This window comes from Vibrio sp. 1S139 (assembly GCF_041439475.1).
In the GTDB taxonomy this organism is placed as follows: domain Bacteria; phylum Pseudomonadota; class Gammaproteobacteria; order Enterobacterales; family Vibrionaceae; genus Vibrio; species Vibrio crassostreae_C.
This window is the reverse complement of record NZ_JBGOOD010000008.1, coordinates 76,806-91,899: the sequence shown is the minus strand read 5'-3', so window position 1 is coordinate 91,899 and position 15,094 is coordinate 76,806. Positions and strand designations below refer to the sequence as shown.

At 46.6% G+C, this 15,094-nt stretch carries 14 protein-coding genes; all 14 read right to left on the bottom strand.

Going from position 1 to position 15,094, the window contains the following annotated elements:
- Window positions 1–73: 73 nt before the first annotated feature.
- Entirely contained in the window at window positions 74–586 is a 513-nt protein-coding gene (locus ACED46_RS04945; RefSeq protein WP_017060660.1) for a DUF2802 domain-containing protein, read from the bottom strand.
- Window positions 586–1,080, bottom strand: a complete 495-nt coding sequence (locus tag ACED46_RS04940) for a chemotaxis protein CheW (RefSeq protein WP_017064109.1) — start codon at window positions 1,078–1,080, stop codon at window positions 586–588. Before ACED46_RS04940 ends, ACED46_RS04945 begins: the two co-directional genes overlap by 1 nt.
- Before the next feature lie 72 nt (window positions 1,081–1,152).
- The gene (locus tag ACED46_RS04935) at window positions 1,153–2,271 is read right to left on the bottom strand and encodes a chemotaxis protein CheW (protein ID WP_371720999.1); all 1,119 of its coding nucleotides are present in this window, start codon (window positions 2,269–2,271) and stop codon (window positions 1,153–1,155) included.
- Complete coding sequence (locus tag ACED46_RS04930) at window positions 2,258–3,040, bottom strand: ParA family protein (RefSeq protein WP_017064111.1); 783 nt, start codon at window positions 3,038–3,040, stop codon at window positions 2,258–2,260. The genes ACED46_RS04935 and ACED46_RS04930 overlap by 14 nt, the downstream gene beginning before the upstream one ends.
- A 10-nt stretch (window positions 3,041–3,050) precedes the next feature.
- A complete protein-coding gene (locus ACED46_RS04925; RefSeq protein ID WP_017060664.1) occupies window positions 3,051–4,175 on the bottom strand; it encodes a chemotaxis response regulator protein-glutamate methylesterase in 1,125 nt (374 codons plus the stop codon).
- Between the two features lie 13 nt (window positions 4,176–4,188).
- On the bottom strand, window positions 4,189–6,381 hold the full coding sequence (locus tag ACED46_RS04920; RefSeq protein WP_017064112.1) for a chemotaxis protein CheA: 2,193 nt from the start codon (window positions 6,379–6,381) through the stop codon (window positions 4,189–4,191).
- 9 nt (window positions 6,382–6,390) lie between these two features.
- Window positions 6,391–7,122 carry a protein phosphatase CheZ gene (locus ACED46_RS04915; RefSeq protein ID WP_017064113.1) on the bottom strand — a complete coding sequence of 244 codons (732 nt, stop codon included), beginning with the start codon at window positions 7,120–7,122 and terminating at the stop codon, window positions 6,391–6,393.
- A gap of 105 nt (window positions 7,123–7,227) precedes the next feature.
- Complete coding sequence (cheY, locus tag ACED46_RS04910) at window positions 7,228–7,596, bottom strand: chemotaxis response regulator CheY (RefSeq protein ID WP_016767062.1); 369 nt, start codon at window positions 7,594–7,596, stop codon at window positions 7,228–7,230.
- Between the two features lie 42 nt (window positions 7,597–7,638).
- A complete protein-coding gene (locus ACED46_RS04905) occupies window positions 7,639–8,373 on the bottom strand; it encodes an RNA polymerase sigma factor FliA (RefSeq protein WP_371720998.1) in 735 nt (244 codons plus the stop codon).
- The gene (locus ACED46_RS04900) at window positions 8,366–9,253 is read right to left on the bottom strand and encodes a MinD/ParA family protein (protein ID WP_017060668.1); all 888 of its coding nucleotides are present in this window, start codon (window positions 9,251–9,253) and stop codon (window positions 8,366–8,368) included. Before ACED46_RS04900 ends, ACED46_RS04905 begins: the two co-directional genes overlap by 8 nt.
- 13 nt (window positions 9,254–9,266) lie before the next feature.
- Window positions 9,267–10,829: a flagellar biosynthesis protein FlhF gene (gene flhF / locus ACED46_RS04895; RefSeq protein ID WP_136979577.1), complete on the bottom strand. Its 1,563-nt coding sequence runs from the start codon at window positions 10,827–10,829 to the stop codon at window positions 9,267–9,269.
- A gap of 27 nt (window positions 10,830–10,856) precedes the next feature.
- A complete protein-coding gene (gene flhA / locus ACED46_RS04890; protein WP_371720997.1) occupies window positions 10,857–12,959 on the bottom strand; it encodes a flagellar biosynthesis protein FlhA in 2,103 nt (700 codons plus the stop codon).
- Between the two features lie 210 nt (window positions 12,960–13,169).
- Window positions 13,170–14,300 (bottom strand): flagellar biosynthesis protein FlhB, encoded by a 1,131-nt coding sequence (gene flhB, locus ACED46_RS04885; RefSeq protein WP_017064116.1) that lies wholly within the window; start codon window positions 14,298–14,300, stop codon window positions 13,170–13,172.
- A 9-nt stretch (window positions 14,301–14,309) separates the two neighbouring features.
- Entirely contained in the window at window positions 14,310–15,092 is a 783-nt protein-coding gene (gene fliR, locus ACED46_RS04880) for a flagellar biosynthetic protein FliR (RefSeq protein ID WP_017060672.1), read from the bottom strand.
- Window positions 15,093–15,094 lie beyond the last annotated feature (2 nt).

Sequence of the window (15,094 nt, the reverse complement as noted above, 5' to 3'; positions counted from 1 at the left end):
AAAGAAGCCGAAGCTTCTTTTAAGAGGAATACGTAATAAACATCAATTGCTCAATACGAATTAAGCGCTCAATTTAACGACGTCGAGGCGGGTCTCTGCGATCGCGAGAGGCATCGGGTTGCTGATCGTACGATGAAGGGTCGCTTCGTAATGAAGGAATTTTCTCTTTACCAGCAAGCTTGTTCTGCAGAGACATCATCAGCTCAGCTTCTGCTTTGGGTAATTCACATTCTTCAATTAACTCGTTAATCCCAGCGCCAAGCTGAACCATTTTCGTTGCACGTGTGTACAAACGTCCATCGGTATCCGCATGTTCCAGCTCAACAATACGTTCATTCAAATGTTTGATAAGATCTTGTTGTTCAGTCACTTTCTGGCCAAGGCCAACCACAACAGAGCGAACCTCAAGTAATTGCTTACTCGATTTTTGAAGCTCTTTGTCCAAGTTACGAACTTGCAGGCGTGACTGATCGAGCTGCTTTTGAATCGCACGTTTTACTTTGCTAATCAAAATCAGGATAAATAACGTAAAAACCCCAACGCCTGATATCAGAGCGACAGGGCTTAAAGGAAGCGCTTCAAACATTACAGGTGAGCCATCTCATCCCATTCGTCTTCGCTTAGTAGTTTGTTTAGATCTACTAAGATAAGTAGCTTGCCATCTCGGTTACTTACACCTTGGATGAACTTAGCACTTTCATCAGTACCAACACTTGGCGTTGTGTCGATTTCAGAAGAACGCAGGTAAACCACTTCAGCAACGCTATCTACTAGAATGCCAATTACTTGACGCTCAGATTCAATAACGATGATACGAGTGTTGTCTGTGATTTCACCTTGCATCAAACCAAAGCGAGAACGAGTGTCGATAACAGTAACAACGTTACCACGTAGGTTAATAATACCTAGAACGTAATCTGGAGCACCCGGTACTGGAGCAATTTCGCTGTAACGTAGTACTTCACGTACTTGCATTACGTTGATGCCGTAAGTTTCTTCTTCTAGCTGGAAAGTCACCCATTGAAGTACTTCATCATTCGTTTGCTCTTTTCTTACTTCAACTTCACTCATATGAGACATAGATAATCCTCTTGCCGTCGTTACCGACCACTATTATTAACTTGATGCTTATTGTTAGCCCAATGCTTATTACTAGCTTAATGCTTTTACATCTAGCCCTGCGTTTAGCATGGCGATTAATGCTTCAACATGAATCAAAGCACACATTTTTTCTTTTACCATACCAGCGAGCCATGGGCGTTTCCCTGCCATTTCTCGCCAACGTACTTTGTCTGTATTAAGTAGCTCGGTGCCTTTGAGCTCTGTGCCCGCAAGGCCCCACAAGCTTTCTCCAAGCATCACTATATATTGATAGTTTTCTTTGTATTCGTCACCTGATAGTTTCTCAGACATCACCCATTTTGCGGTGTCGACCACATCTAGCTGACTATCACGGTTGGTTTGTAAACCTAAATACCAAGCTGGCTTACCAATGATATGACTTAACTCTTCAAGGCGATGGATGCCGCCAAGCTCATCAAGTGGCACCGCAAAGGTCACGCCGTTTACATCAAAATACAAAACTTGAAAGTCTTCTTTGCGAACCGTACTTTCCCAAGAGGTAAACTGGTCAGCACCTCCGGCTTGAGTTTCGGGTTCAATAACTGTCTCGGGATCAGGAACGTCAAGTTCAGGCTCAACAGCCTTAACTTCTACTTGTTCCGTCTCCAGCGATTCAGCTTGTAACTCTTCAATTTGCTGCGATTCAACAGGTGGCTCTACAACAATTGATAAATCGGGTTCTGGAAGATTCCAATCTTGAATCTCTGGCTCTTCAAACACTTGAACAGACTCAACCGCAGCATCAAACATTTGCATGTCAGCTTGCTGGGCGATTTTCCGGGTGTTCTGATCCATCAACTCATCAAGGTTCAGTTCATCAACAACATTGGTCGCCTCTAAACGACTCAGTAGTTTCTGAACATCCTCAAGGTTAGGAACCTCAAACTCAGCCGCGCGTATTTCTGCGTAGCTTGAGTGGTGACTCGAAAATTGGCGCTCTGGCTCTGGCTCTGGCTCTGGCTCTGGCTCTGGCTCTGGCTCTGGCTCTGGCTCTGGCTCTTCAGATTGTGATTCGTCGCTCGACTCGTCAACAAAAAAATCGTCAGATTCAAAGCTTTCATCGCCTAATAACGCAGTAAAGTAATCATCCAGTGCTTGTTCACTAGAGATACTTGGCTGCGCCATTGTTGATTCTTTATTCGCGCTCATTTATCGCCAACCTTTCGAGATAAATAAGCAACTGTTTATAAGCAAATACACCACGGCTACCCGATGCAAAATGAGAGGCTGGCAAGCGCTTTAGGCTCGCATCTCGAAACTTGGTATCAATCGGCACAGCAGACGTCCAAACTTGGTTTGGGTAATCATCTTTGAGCTGCGTTAATGTTTGCAGTGAGGCTTTGGTTCGCTTGTCGTACATCGTCGGGACAATCGTCACCTTAAACGGTGTTTTGCGCGACTTCTGCATAATGGTCAAAGTGCGAATCATGCGCTCTAAGCCCTTCATCGCCAAAAATTCCGTCTGTACCGGAATCAATATACGATCGCTTGCAGCCAATGCATTGACCATCATCACACCAAGAATTGGCGGGCAATCGATCAACACATAGTCGTAGTCATCTTTTAAAGCGGCCAAAGCACGCTTCAAGATCAACCCCATGCCGCTTCGATTTCCCATTACACGGTCTAATGTCGCCAAAGACATATGCGCAGGGATAATATCGATACCTTCGACTTCCGTTTGTAAAAGCAAAGGTCTTACCGTCTGCGCGTTAAATTCACGCAGCTGGAACAGATCAAACAGGCTCGATTCCACCGTATCTGAATCGTAACCCAGATAGGTGGTCAGTGATGCATGTGGGTCAGTATCAACCAACAGAACACGGTGCCCCTTCAACGCAAGTAAACCTGCTAGAGTCACGGTCGTGGTCGTTTTACCAACACCACCTTTTTGGTTTGCAACACTCCAAACAATCATTTCGATTTACCTAAGCTAACCCAACTTCGACCAAGATCCTTTCCGCGATACGGTCTAGAGGGAGGTCTTCAGTAGAAATGCCAGCTTTTGCTACAGCTTGAGGCATACCATATACAACACAGCTATCTTCGTCTTGTGCCCAAATTGTCGAGCCCGCAGTTTTCAACATACGCGAACCTTCTCGACCATCTGCGCCCATACCAGTCAGGATCATAGACAACACTTTGTCGCCGTAGATCTTCGCTGCAGAGCCGAATGTGACATCCACACAAGGCTTGTAGTTCATGCGGTCGCCGCCATCGATAATTCTTAGACGTGCAGACCCTGCGCGGCCATCCACCATCATCTGTTTACCACCCGGAGCAAGATACGCCACGCCAGGTTTTAACACATCACCGTCTTGCGCTTCGCGAACTTCAATCTTACACAAGGTGTTCAATCGGCTCGCAAAAGCAGCAGTGAATGTTGCTGGCATATGCTGAACTAACACAATTGGGTGTGGATAGTTAGCAGGGATGCGAGTCAAAATCTTCTGTAGAGCAACAGGGCCGCCAGTCGACGTACCAATTGCTGTTAATTGATACTTCTTACCTGACGCTCTGAATTTCGCCGTTGATGCAACCGCAGGCTTCGCTGTCGAAGTCGAAGCTGCTGTTGAAATCGGTTGGCGCAATGGCGTAGATGTTGCAGTCGTCGCAGTCGCTCTCGGCGCAATAGGAGCACGGCGCATAAACGCACGCTTCGCTGCAATCTGAATCACACGCTGTTGAAGCAATGCAACTGCATCGTCGCGGTTACGTGCAATGTCTTCAAACTTCTTAGGAAGGAAGTCGAGAGCACCTGCATCTAACGCATCTAACGTTGCTCTCGCTCCATCATGCGTTAACGATGAAAACATCAAAATAGGCGTTGGAGACGCGGCCATGATTTCACGAACGGCAGTGATACCGTCCATGACAGGCATTTCAATATCCATCGTGATTACGTCAGGTCTTAGCTGTTTCGCTTTTTCAACGGCTTCTTTACCGTTTACTGCTACATCAATGACTTCTAGGCGAGCCTCTGAGTTGATGATCTCGCTAACGCGACGACGAAAGAAACTCGAATCATCAACGACTAATACTTTAATCGCCATATTTATCCTTAAATTAAATTCTTGACGCAGCTGCGTACTGCTTCAACAAGTCCGGCACATCTAGAATCAATGCAATGTGTCCGTCACTTGTAATTGTCGCACCTGCCATTCCTGGCGTGCCTTGCAGAAGCTTATCAAGCGGCTTGATCACGACTTCTTCTTGACCGATAAGCGTATCGACAACAAAACCAACACGTTGGCTACCAAGTTGTACGATAACAACATGGCCGTGCCCTTTACGCAGCTCAACAATACCCGCTTTAGGAGCAAGCCAGTTTTGCAAGTAGAACAACGGAATAGACTTATCGCGAACGATAATCGTCAGCTGGCCATCAACCACGTTTGTGCGGCTTAAATCTAGGTGGAAGATCTCGTTTACAGAAGCCAATGGCAATGCAAATGGATGACCGGCAACACCGACCATCAAGGTTGGTAGAATCGCTAGGGTTAGTGGAACCTTGATGGTGATCTTGGTGCCCTGTCCCATTTCTGAATCAATATCAATAGAGCCGTTCAGTGTGTTGATCGCTGTTTTCACAACGTCCATACCCACACCACGACCAGAGATATCCGAGATCTGCTCTTTGCTTGAGAAGCCAGGAGCAAAAATCAGGTTAAAACACTCTTTATTTGATAAGCGAGACGCTGCATCTTCATCCATCAGGCCACGTTTAACCGCGATAGCACGAAGCTTATCAGGGTCCATACCGCCACCGTCATCAACGATAGCCAGTTCAATGTGGTCACCTTCTTGAGAGGCAGACAGAATCACTTTACCCGTTTGTGATTTACCCGCAGCAACACGGTCGTTTGGCATTTCAATACCATGATCGACAGAGTTTCTCACCAAGTGAATCAGGGGATCAGCAAGTGCTTCTACTAAGTTTTTATCAAGGTCCGTTTCTTCGCCACGCATTTCAAGAACGATGTCTTTCTTCAAGCTACGAGCAAGGTCACGGACAACTCGTGGGAAGCGACCAAATACTTTCTTGATCGGCTGCATACGAGTCTTCATTACCGCACCTTGAAGGTCTGCAGTAACAACATCTAAGTTAGAGACAGCTTTCGACATTTCTTCGTCGTTGCTGTTGAGGCCTAGGCTGACTAGTCGGTTACGCACCAATACCAGTTCACCCACCATGTTCATGATGGTGTCCAGTGTTGATGTATCAACACGAACTGTCGCTTCAGCTTGTTGCTTCTTAGCCGGCACTTTAACTTCAGCTTTTGCTGGAGCGCTCGGTTTTGGCTCAGCTTTAACGGCAACTGGCGCAGCAGGTTTAGGCGCAGCTTGAGGTGCTACTGCCTTAACTTCTGCTGGCTTAGTCGCGGCATCCAATTCTTCAATCGAAGGTCCATTACCTGAGCCATGTAGTTGGTCAAGTAACTTCTCGAACTCTTCGTCAGTCATCAGATCATCGCCTTCAGACATCGCCGAAACAGGTGCTGCTGGCGGCGTTGGCGGTGGAGGAGGCGTTGAACTTGCCGCTGTCGGGCTCTTACCCGCACCGTGCAATTCATCTAATAACTTTTCAAATTCGTCATCAGTAATATCACCACTGTCAGCAACAGACTGAGGTGCAGCGGGTGCTGGCGGCGGTGTTGGTGCAGAAGGCGCTGTTGGTGAACCACCTTTACCGTGAAGCTCATCAAGCAAGCGTTCAAACTCATCTTCAGAGATATCATCGACTGAAGATGCATTGATGTTTGAGCTTTCAGCAGTAGGTTCCGGAGCAATAACAGGCTCAGGCGCTGCAACAACAGGTTCAGGGATAATAGGTGCAGGCGCTTCTACTGGTGCCACTTCATCCGCAGACTCTGGTTTACAGAGACGGTGAAGTTCATCCAATAAAGATTGGTCGGCTGGCACTAAAGGTTCCTGATCTTGCACGGCGCGAAACTGTACATTGACTGTATCTAGCGCCTGCAGCATGGTATCCATCAAACCTGATGTTACGCTGCGTTGGCCGTTTCGCAGAATGTCGAACACATTCTCAGCACCATGACAAGTATCCACCAGCTCAGTTAATGCTAGGAAACCAGCACCACCTTTTACTGTATGGAAACCACGGAAAATAGCATTTAATAGGTCTTTGTCGTCAGGGTTATTCTCAAGCTCTACCAGTTGTTCTGATAGGAGTTCAAGGATCTCTCCTGCTTCGACTAAAAAGTCCTGAAGAATATCTTCGTCTAAATCGTAGCTCATACGTTACCTTTAAAATCCAAGACTGGATAACAAATCGTCGACTTCATCTTGAGATGCGACAGCGTCTTCGCGCTCTTCTGGGTTCATAATTGGACCTTCAGGCGCAATCGATGCTTTCTTCTCTGACTCTGGAGTTGGCTCTTTTTGATTCGCACCGAATACCGTGAGAATCTCGACCAAACGTCCTTCCACCTCATTCACCAAGGTAATAACTTTGCTGATTATCTGCCCAGTTAAATCTTGGAAATCCTGAGCCATCAAGATTTCAGTCAATTGTCCGCGTAGTTCAGTACTGTCGCCTTCTACTTGGACAAGCAATCCATCAATGCGGTGACATAAAGCTTTAAATTGTGCCAGCTCAATGCGGCCATGCATCAGTTCATTCCATTGAGGCCTTACTTGAAGTAAACACTCGTGTAGGTTGTCTGCGATTGGCATACAGCGATCGACAGCGTCCATCGTCTTATTTGCCGCAACTTCCGTTTTATCAATGACATACTGAAGGCGATCCCTTGCATCAGGGATTTCGTCATTTGCGATAACGCTGATGCGTTCATCGAAATTGAATTGAGTCAAAGAGTCGTGGAGGTCGCGTGTCAGACTTCCTATTTCTTGAAGCATTGGATTGTCTTGAAGACTAAAGTTATCTTCATAAATGCTTCTCACAAGAGAATCAGCATTTTGCTGCTCATCGTTCTCAAGCAGCTCTACTAATTTTTTTGCTTGTTCTAATGAAATCATCCTGAATTCGGCCTTACTCCGCATACTTTGTGCGCTTAGGCTATCGAGATAAACAGATAACTTATCAGTCAGTGTTTACCTAGAAGTGCCTAAATTTATTGATGCTTATAAGCGATCAAAAATCTTATCAAGTTTCTCTTTCAGCGTTGCAGCAGTGAAAGGCTTCACAATGTAACCATTAACACCCGCTTGCGCAGCTTCGATGATCTGCTCACGCTTCGCTTCAGCTGTGATCATAAGCACTGGAAGGTGCTTAAGTTCTGCGTCTGCGCGAATGTGTTTAAGCAGGTCAATCCCTTGCATGCCTGGCATGTTCCAGTCAGTTACCACGAAATCAAATTCGCCTTTTTTCAGCATAGGTAACGCGGTCAAGCCATCATCTGCTTCTTGAGTGTTGTTGAAACCTAAATCGCGAAGTAGGTTTTTAACAATTCGGCGCATCGTTGAAAAATCATCAACAATGAGAATTTTCATGTTTTTGTTCAAATTAGCCTCCACTGAATAGGATCAGTGTTGTTAGTCGTTCTGTGTCCAAGCACTTAACTTAGTGCGTAAACGCTGCATAGATTGGCTCAGTATTTGGCTGACACGAGATTCGCTGACACCTAACACTTCCCCAATCTCTTTTAAATTGAGTTCTTCGTCGTAATAAAGCGAAAGCACAAGGCCTTCCCTTTCCGGAAGTTGTTTTATCGAATCGATCAAAGCTTGGCGGAATGACTCATCAGCAACCCCTTGAAAAGGCGTATTATCTTGAGAGTCTCCATTCGGAGATATTACATCATCTGAGACGCCTAAATCTTCAATTCCAACCAGTCTTGAGCAATTAATATCAGTTAAAGCACTGTGATACTGCTCTAAACTAAGCCCCATGTGTTTTGCCACTTCGGCATCACTCGGGTCGCGGTTGAGGATACCCTCTAATTCCGCAATTGCACTGCTGATTTCTCGATTGTTCTTATGAACCGATCTCGGCACCCAGTCCCCACGGCGAATGTCATCCAACATTGCCCCGCGAATCCGAATACCAGCATACGTCTCAAAGCTTGCGCCTTTGGTACCATCATAGTTTTGTTGCGCTTCAATCAAGCCGATCATGCCAGCTTGAATTAAGTCATCAACCAATACATTAGGCGGTAATCGCCCCAACAAGTGATGAGCGATACGTTTAACCAACACAGAGTACTTCTCAAAAAAAGCCTGTTGGCTATTGTGATTAGCGTGTTGGTCGTAAGTAAGCGCTTTATTCACCAAATGGTTCCTCTATAAATTCAGTACGATTCAGCAGCCTTTCAACAAAGAACTCCAAGTGTCCGCTCGGTGTTTTTGGTATTGGCCAGGTCAAGGCTTTGTTAGCCAAAGAGCTGATTGCCAATGCAGCTGGAGAGCGAGGAAACGCATCGACTACGATTTTCTGTCTCTTGACTGATTGACGTACTTTATCATCTAAAGGAATACATGCTACGAGTTCGAGGCTCACATTCAAGAAGCGCTCTGTGACCAAAGTCAACTTTGCAAATAATTCTCGGCCTTCGCGGTAGCTTCTGACCATATTTGCAACAACTTTGAATCGCTGAACTTGGTGTTCTCTGCTTAAAAGCTTAATCAAAGCATATGCATCCGTGATCGAGGTAGGTTCATCACATACCACGACAACCACGTCTTGCGCCGCTCTTGAGAAGCTGATCACCATGTCCGAAATACCGGCTGCGGTATCAACCAACAAGATATCCATCTCGTCTTCAAGCGAACCGAATGCGCGAATCAAACCAGCATGCTGTGCGTGTGAAAGTTCAGTCATGCTTTGAGTGCCCGATGTCGCTGGAATAATTTTAATTCCGTGCGGCCCTTCGACAATCGCATCCTTAAGTTCACATTCGCCAGCCAACACATGCCCAAGGTTTCGTTTAGAACGAATACCTAGCATGATATCGACGTTCGCTAGTCCTAAATCGGCATCTAGCACCATGACTTTTTTGCCTTGGCGCGCCATGCAAATAGCCATACCTAACGTCACATTAGATTTACCAACGCCTCCCTTACCACCGGTTACAGCGATAACTTTTGTGAGTGAAGGCTTGGTTAAGCGACGGAGGCCGCTAGCTTGGTCATGTATCATATTTTCATTCATATTTATCCGCCGCCTAGAGCCCTTCAGAATCGCTATTCCAGTAATGAGGTTCATTCTCTGTAGATTTTTCTAATAGCTCATTAGCCTTAGCAATCATGTACTTTGGCTGAGCTATAACGATATCTTCAGGAACTCGTTGACCATTTGCTATGTAAGCAACTGGTAATGCATTTTGTATTACGACACTGATGAATTCACCTAGACTTAGGGATTCATCCAGCTTAGTCATGATGCATCCCGACAACGGGATTCTTCTAAAGTGTTCAATTGTTTCTTGCAGCACTTTGCGTTGCGCGGTTGCAGGCAACACAAGGTAGCTATTGATAACGGAACCACTCTCTTGCATCAATGTGTCTAACTGCTCAGATAGGCGAACATCTCGTTGTCCCATGCCTGCAGTATCGACCAGAATCAGGCGACGATTACGTAACTGATATATTACATCGGCCAGTTCGCTAGAATCTTTAGCAACTCTTACAGGACAACCCATAATTCGGCCGTAGATCGATAACTGCTCATGTGCACCTATACGATATGTGTCAGTTGTCACTAGTGCGACGTTATCAGCGCCATATTCCATGGCAGCACGTGCAGCTAGCTTTGCAACAGTCGTTGTTTTACCCACGCCGGTTGGGCCAAGTAGAGCCACAATACCGCCGCGTTTTAAAATATCTTTTTGTGTAACGGAGATTTGGTCAGCAACCAGAGCTAACAGAGCCTTCCATGCACGTGCAGGTTTAGTATCTTCAGGAATGTAGCAAGCCATTTGATCAGCAAGCTCTGCAGATACACCCATACGTTCAAGGCGCTTAATAAGCATGGCTCTCAGTGGTTCACGGCGCTCAACTTCTTGCCACATCAACCCAGAAACTTGATGCTCTAACAGACGACGAATTGAGGTCATCTCTTCGCGCATCGTTTCCATTTCAGTATCAGAACCTTTGGACTGAGTGTTCTCTCGACCACGATCATAACGGGTAGGATCCAAGCGAGGTGTCGGGCGCTCTACTCTGCGGTCTTCAGCAATCAACTTAGACAAACCCGTTTCACGAGCAAATGCAGAATCAAGATTTCCGTGAGACTGTTGGTTACCGTGAGATTGCTGATGGCCATGAGACTGCAAATTGCTTTGAGTCTGATGACTATGAGGCTTATGACCCGTGCTTGATTGACGATTGAGCAATGCTGACAATGAATCTTCATTTCCAGCACGATGTTGTGGCTCATCATCGGCGCCATGACTGTATTGCTTTAGCATATTCGCAAAGCGCTTGGTCATTGAGCGTCCACCTTCAGCATTCGACTGCAGGCTAACCTTGTCATCGTCTAGTTGACGTCGCCCTGCAGGAGTTGCGGGCGCGGCCATTTGCGTATATTGGCTTTGGGCAGGCTGCTGAGGTTTATTTAGTCTCTGGCTCGCTGTCGACGGGCTGGATTCGCCATCAATAGCGGCAACAATTTCCACGCCACCTGCGACCTTTTTGTTAGACATGATCACCGCTTCTGAACCAAGTTCTTCTTTAACTTGGAGCAGAGCCGTTCGCATATCTTTTGCAAAAAATCGTTTAATTTTCAATTCGATTGTCCGTTCTAATTAGGCGGCTTAATTACCAACAGCTTGTACGATACGTATCTGCTTTTCGTCCGGTATTTCTTGGTAAGACAAGACTCGTAAGCTTGGGATCGTGTTCTTCACGAACTTAGCCAGAGTCGAACGCAACACGCCAGAGGTCAATAGTACCGCGGGCTCACCTTTCAGCTCTTGCTCTTGTGTAGCGTGGCTGAGGGAGGTCTGTAAACGTTCGGCTAAACCAGGTTCAATACCAGCAGATTCTCCGCCGGATGCCTGCATGGTTTGATGCAAGATTTGTTCCAGCTCAGGAATCAAAGTTATCACTGGCAATTCTGGTTCTATACCATTGATTTCTTGAACAATTAGTCGTTTCAATGAGATACGAACCGCCGCAGTAAGTATGTCAGGTTCTTGACTCTTACCTGAATACTCCGACAAAGTTTGGACTATGGTTCGAATATCACGAATTGGAATCGCTTCATTCAGCAGGTTCTGTAGTACTTTCACAACCACACCCAACTGCAATTGATCCGGTACAAAACCTTCCACCAGCTTAGGTGTTGAGCGGCTGAGCATCTCAAGTAAGTTCTGAACTTCTTCGTGGCCAATGAGCTGCGATGCGTTGTTGGTTAGCAGCTGGCTAAGGTGTGTCGCCAGTACTGTAGAAGAATCTACAACGGTATAACCTAGAGCTTGTGCGTGTTCACGCTGCTCTTCACGAATCCAAACCGCTTCAAGGCCAAAGGCAGGGTCAATCGTCGGCTCGCCATCGATCATGCCATAGACTTGGCCCGGGTTAATCGCGAGCTCCATGTCTGGCTTAATCTCAGCTTCACCCACAGCAACACCCATCAGGGTAATACGGTAGCTGTTTGGTGTCAGTTCTAGGTTATCGCGAATGTGTACCGCTGGGATCAAGAAACCAAAGTCTTGAGACAGCTTTTTACGCACACCTTTAACGCGTTCAAGCAATTCACCACCTTGGTCTCTATCAACCAAAGGAATTAAACGGTAACCCACTTCTAAACCAATAATATCGACAGGTTGAACATCATCCCAAGAGAGCTCCTTCTGAGAGCCTACTTCTCCATTCGCTTCAACTGTCGCCGGAAGGTTAGGCTCTTCCGCCTTCTTCTTCTTGTTCTTTTTATCGATGTAATACGCCCCCGCGCCTGCAACGATGGCAAGGCTCAAGAACGAGAAATGTGGCATACCCGGAACAATACCCATGATGCCAAGGATGGCGGCGGTGATCATCAAGGCTTTTGGATTGTCGAACATCTGGAAGACAAGTTGCTCACCCATATCTTCATCAGTATTTTGGCGCGTTACCATCATCGCAGCTGCAATAGACAGTAATAGAGATGGAATTTGTGCAACCAGACCATCACCGATAGTCAGTAGCGTGTAGATTTCGATTGCTTCACCAAAACCAAGATCAAACTGAGCCATACCAATGCTCAAGCCACCAATGATGTTGATGAATAAGATTAAGATACCAGCGATCGCATCGCCTTTAACAAACTTAGAAGCACCGTCCATCGAACCGTAGAAGTCAGCTTCTTTGGTGACTTCAAAACGTCTCAGACGCGCTTGGTCTTGGTCGATCAAACCTGCGTTCAAGTCGGCATCGATTGCCATCTGTTTACCCGGTAAGGCGTCTAACGTGAAACGCGCGCTTACTTCCGAGATACGACCCGCACCTTTGGTTACAACCATGAAGTTGATGATCATAAGAATCAAGAACACCACTAAACCAACCGCGTAGTTACCACCGATAACCACGTTACCGAAGGCTTCAATCACGTTACCTGCCGCGTCGCCACCTTCGTGACCATGGAGCAATACCACACGTGTCGAAGCAACGTTCAAGGCCAATCGAAGTAGAGTCGCAATCAGCAGGACGGTCGGGAATGCAGCGAAGTCTAAAGGCCTGCGGGTATATACCGAGACCAGTAGCACAACCATAGACAGTGCAATGTTGAAGGTGAAGAACATATCCAACAAGAAAGCTGGAATGGGCAACACCACCATAGCAAGCGTTGCAAGTACCATAATAGGTGCACCAATCGCAGGCATGGCACGGTTAGGGATTTTAGGTAGCTTGTCCACAAAAGGCAGGGAGAATTTCATAAATCTAGACAGTTTCGCTATGTTGTAGCTCTCTGAACAAGTGGATTAGGTCTTAGTCAGGGCTGTTTGCTATGGGCTTATAATGTTCAGGCTACTACAGCAAACACTGTACCAACATCTCACGTCAAATTATCGCCATCACCTCTATAAAAGGAAGATTAGCTAGCTCGCTATTATCAGGGTTCATCACGCAGAGCTCAAGCAATTGATCTAATGACGTAAATCAGGTGGGATCGGCATATTAGAATCTTGCAGCTTTGGTCGCTCACCACCTCGTTTTCGGTACTGTTTAAGCTGGAAAACATATGCAAGCACTTGTGCAACTGCTGTAAACAGACCGTCAGGAATTTGTTGTTCTAGCTCAGTGGTATGATAAAGCGCCCTCGCCAATGGCGGCGCTGGAACGATATAGATGTCATTTTCACGCGCAATCTCTCGGATCTTCATCGCCATGTGGTCGACACCTTTAGCAACCACAATTGGTGCTTTGTCTTGATTCTGCTTGTAGCGCAGCGCCACTGAGAAGTGCTCTGGGTTGGTGACTATCACGTCCGCTTGCGGCACATCGGCCATCATACGACGCTGAGCCGCCTCCCTTTGCAACATGCGAATTCGACCTTTCACCTCAGGCTTACCCTCGGTGTCTTTGAATTCGTCTTTCACCTCTTGCTTAGTCATCTTCAGCTGATCAGCGTGTTGCCAAATCTGGAATGGGATATCAATCGCCACAACAATCAACAAAGAACAACTGATCAACAGAATAAAGTTGAGCAAGATATCCAAGGCATGGAAGATGTTTTGTGGATAGACGTCCATGCTCAGCTGCATTAAATCATGCTGAGAGGCTTGAATCAGATAAATCGCCATCCCCGATACGAGCGCTACTTTAAGAATAGACTTGAGCAGTTCAACCCAACTTTGCAGGCCAAACATACGCTTGATACCACTGAGTGGGTTGAGCTTAGACGCCTTTGGCATCGCCGCTTGCATTGAGAAGTTAATCCCACCGACACCCGCAGCGCCGATGACGGCAGCAACAAACAAAGTTATCAGTATCAAAAACAGCGGGAACAGCAGGTTCACCAGTGCACCACCAGCGATTTCTAGGAGTTTGTTAGTGTCAAAGATCTCGTCGCGACTCAAAGAGAACAGGCGTTGCATCGCCTCGAACAAAGCCTTCGCCATCGATTCGCCAAACCACATTAAAGCAATCGCACCGACAATTAATACCGATGCTGACGCTAGCTCTTTTGACCTTGCAACCTGCCCTTTCTCTTTGGCCTGTTGCAAGCGTTTGGGCGTGGCGTCTTCTGTGCGTTCTTGACCGTCTGACTCTGCCATTTCAGTCTCCTAGCAATCTAACCGGATTAGACGACATATCTGTTGTTCGCCCTGCATCCAGAATAGCTCATAGTGACTATACAAGCCGCCAAGGATGTACCAACAAAGTAACAGACCCACGAGTAGCGCAAATGCAAAACCCAAAGAAAAGATGTTTAATTGAGGTGCCGCACGCGTCATTACACCAAAAGAAAGGTTAATCGTTAGCAGCGCAATAATCCCCGACAATGACATCGCTAATGCCGTTTTGAACATGATGCCGAGCCACAACGCGAGCTCTCGAAAATCCACAGAGGTTAGAGAGCCACTGCCAATCGGCAAGGTCTTAAAACTAAACACCACCAGCTGCAGCATTTTCAAGTGACCATCGGTCGCCAAAAAAAACATGGTCGCTAGCAGCATGAACAGCTGACCAAGTACCGGCGTATTTTGCCCGTTAGCCGGGTCGACCATTGATGCAAAACCCAAGCTCGATTGCATACCGAGGATCTGACCCAGCATAACAAAGGTTTGAATCATGAACTGGGTAACAAAACCCATGGCCACGCCAATCACAATTTGCTCGAAGACAGTCAGGAAGCCTTGAAAGGACAGAAGTTCAATCTCTTTGGGAACGGCCGGAATCGCAGGCATCACCGCAAAAGTGATCGCCAAGCCTAAATACAGACGAATACGCGGCGACACGAAGCGTGCCCCTGTTACCGTCATCACCATCAGCATCGCTGAGATGCGAGTGTATGGCCAAAAATAATTGGCTAACCACTCTAGTACAAGGCTCGTTGGGTATTCCATAT

Bases quoted from the DNA above. Each gene is read 5' to 3' on its own strand.
- ACED46_RS04945 (WP_017060660.1), bottom strand. From the start codon at position 586: ATGTTTGAAGCGCTTCCTTTAAGCCCTGTCGCTCTGATATCAGGCGTT.
- ACED46_RS04940 (WP_017064109.1), bottom strand. From the start codon at position 1,080: ATGTCTCATATGAGTGAAGTTGAAGTAAGAAAAGAGCAAACGAATGAT.
- ACED46_RS04935 (WP_371720999.1), bottom strand. From the start codon at position 2,271: ATGAGCGCGAATAAAGAATCAACAATGGCGCAGCCAAGTATCTCTAGT.
- ACED46_RS04930 (WP_017064111.1), bottom strand. From the start codon at position 3,040: ATGATTGTTTGGAGTGTTGCAAACCAAAAAGGTGGTGTTGGTAAAACG.
- ACED46_RS04925 (WP_017060664.1), bottom strand. From the start codon at position 4,175: ATGGCGATTAAAGTATTAGTCGTTGATGATTCGAGTTTCTTTCGTCGT.
- ACED46_RS04920 (WP_017064112.1), bottom strand. From the start codon at position 6,381: ATGAGCTACGATTTAGACGAAGATATTCTTCAGGACTTTTTAGTCGAA.
- ACED46_RS04915 (WP_017064113.1), bottom strand. From the start codon at position 7,122: ATGATTTCATTAGAACAAGCAAAAAAATTAGTAGAGCTGCTTGAGAAC.
- cheY (WP_016767062.1), bottom strand. From the start codon at position 7,596: ATGAAAATTCTCATTGTTGATGATTTTTCAACGATGCGCCGAATTGTT.
- ACED46_RS04900 (WP_017060668.1), bottom strand. From the start codon at position 9,253: ATGAATGAAAATATGATACATGACCAAGCTAGCGGCCTCCGTCGCTTA.
- flhA (WP_371720997.1), bottom strand. From the start codon at position 12,959: ATGAAATTCTCCCTGCCTTTTGTGGACAAGCTACCTAAAATCCCTAAC.
- flhB (WP_017064116.1), bottom strand. From the start codon at position 14,300: ATGGCAGAGTCAGACGGTCAAGAACGCACAGAAGACGCCACGCCCAAA.
- fliR (WP_017060672.1), bottom strand. From the start codon at position 15,092: ATGGAATACCCAACGAGCCTTGTACTAGAGTGGTTAGCCAATTATTTT.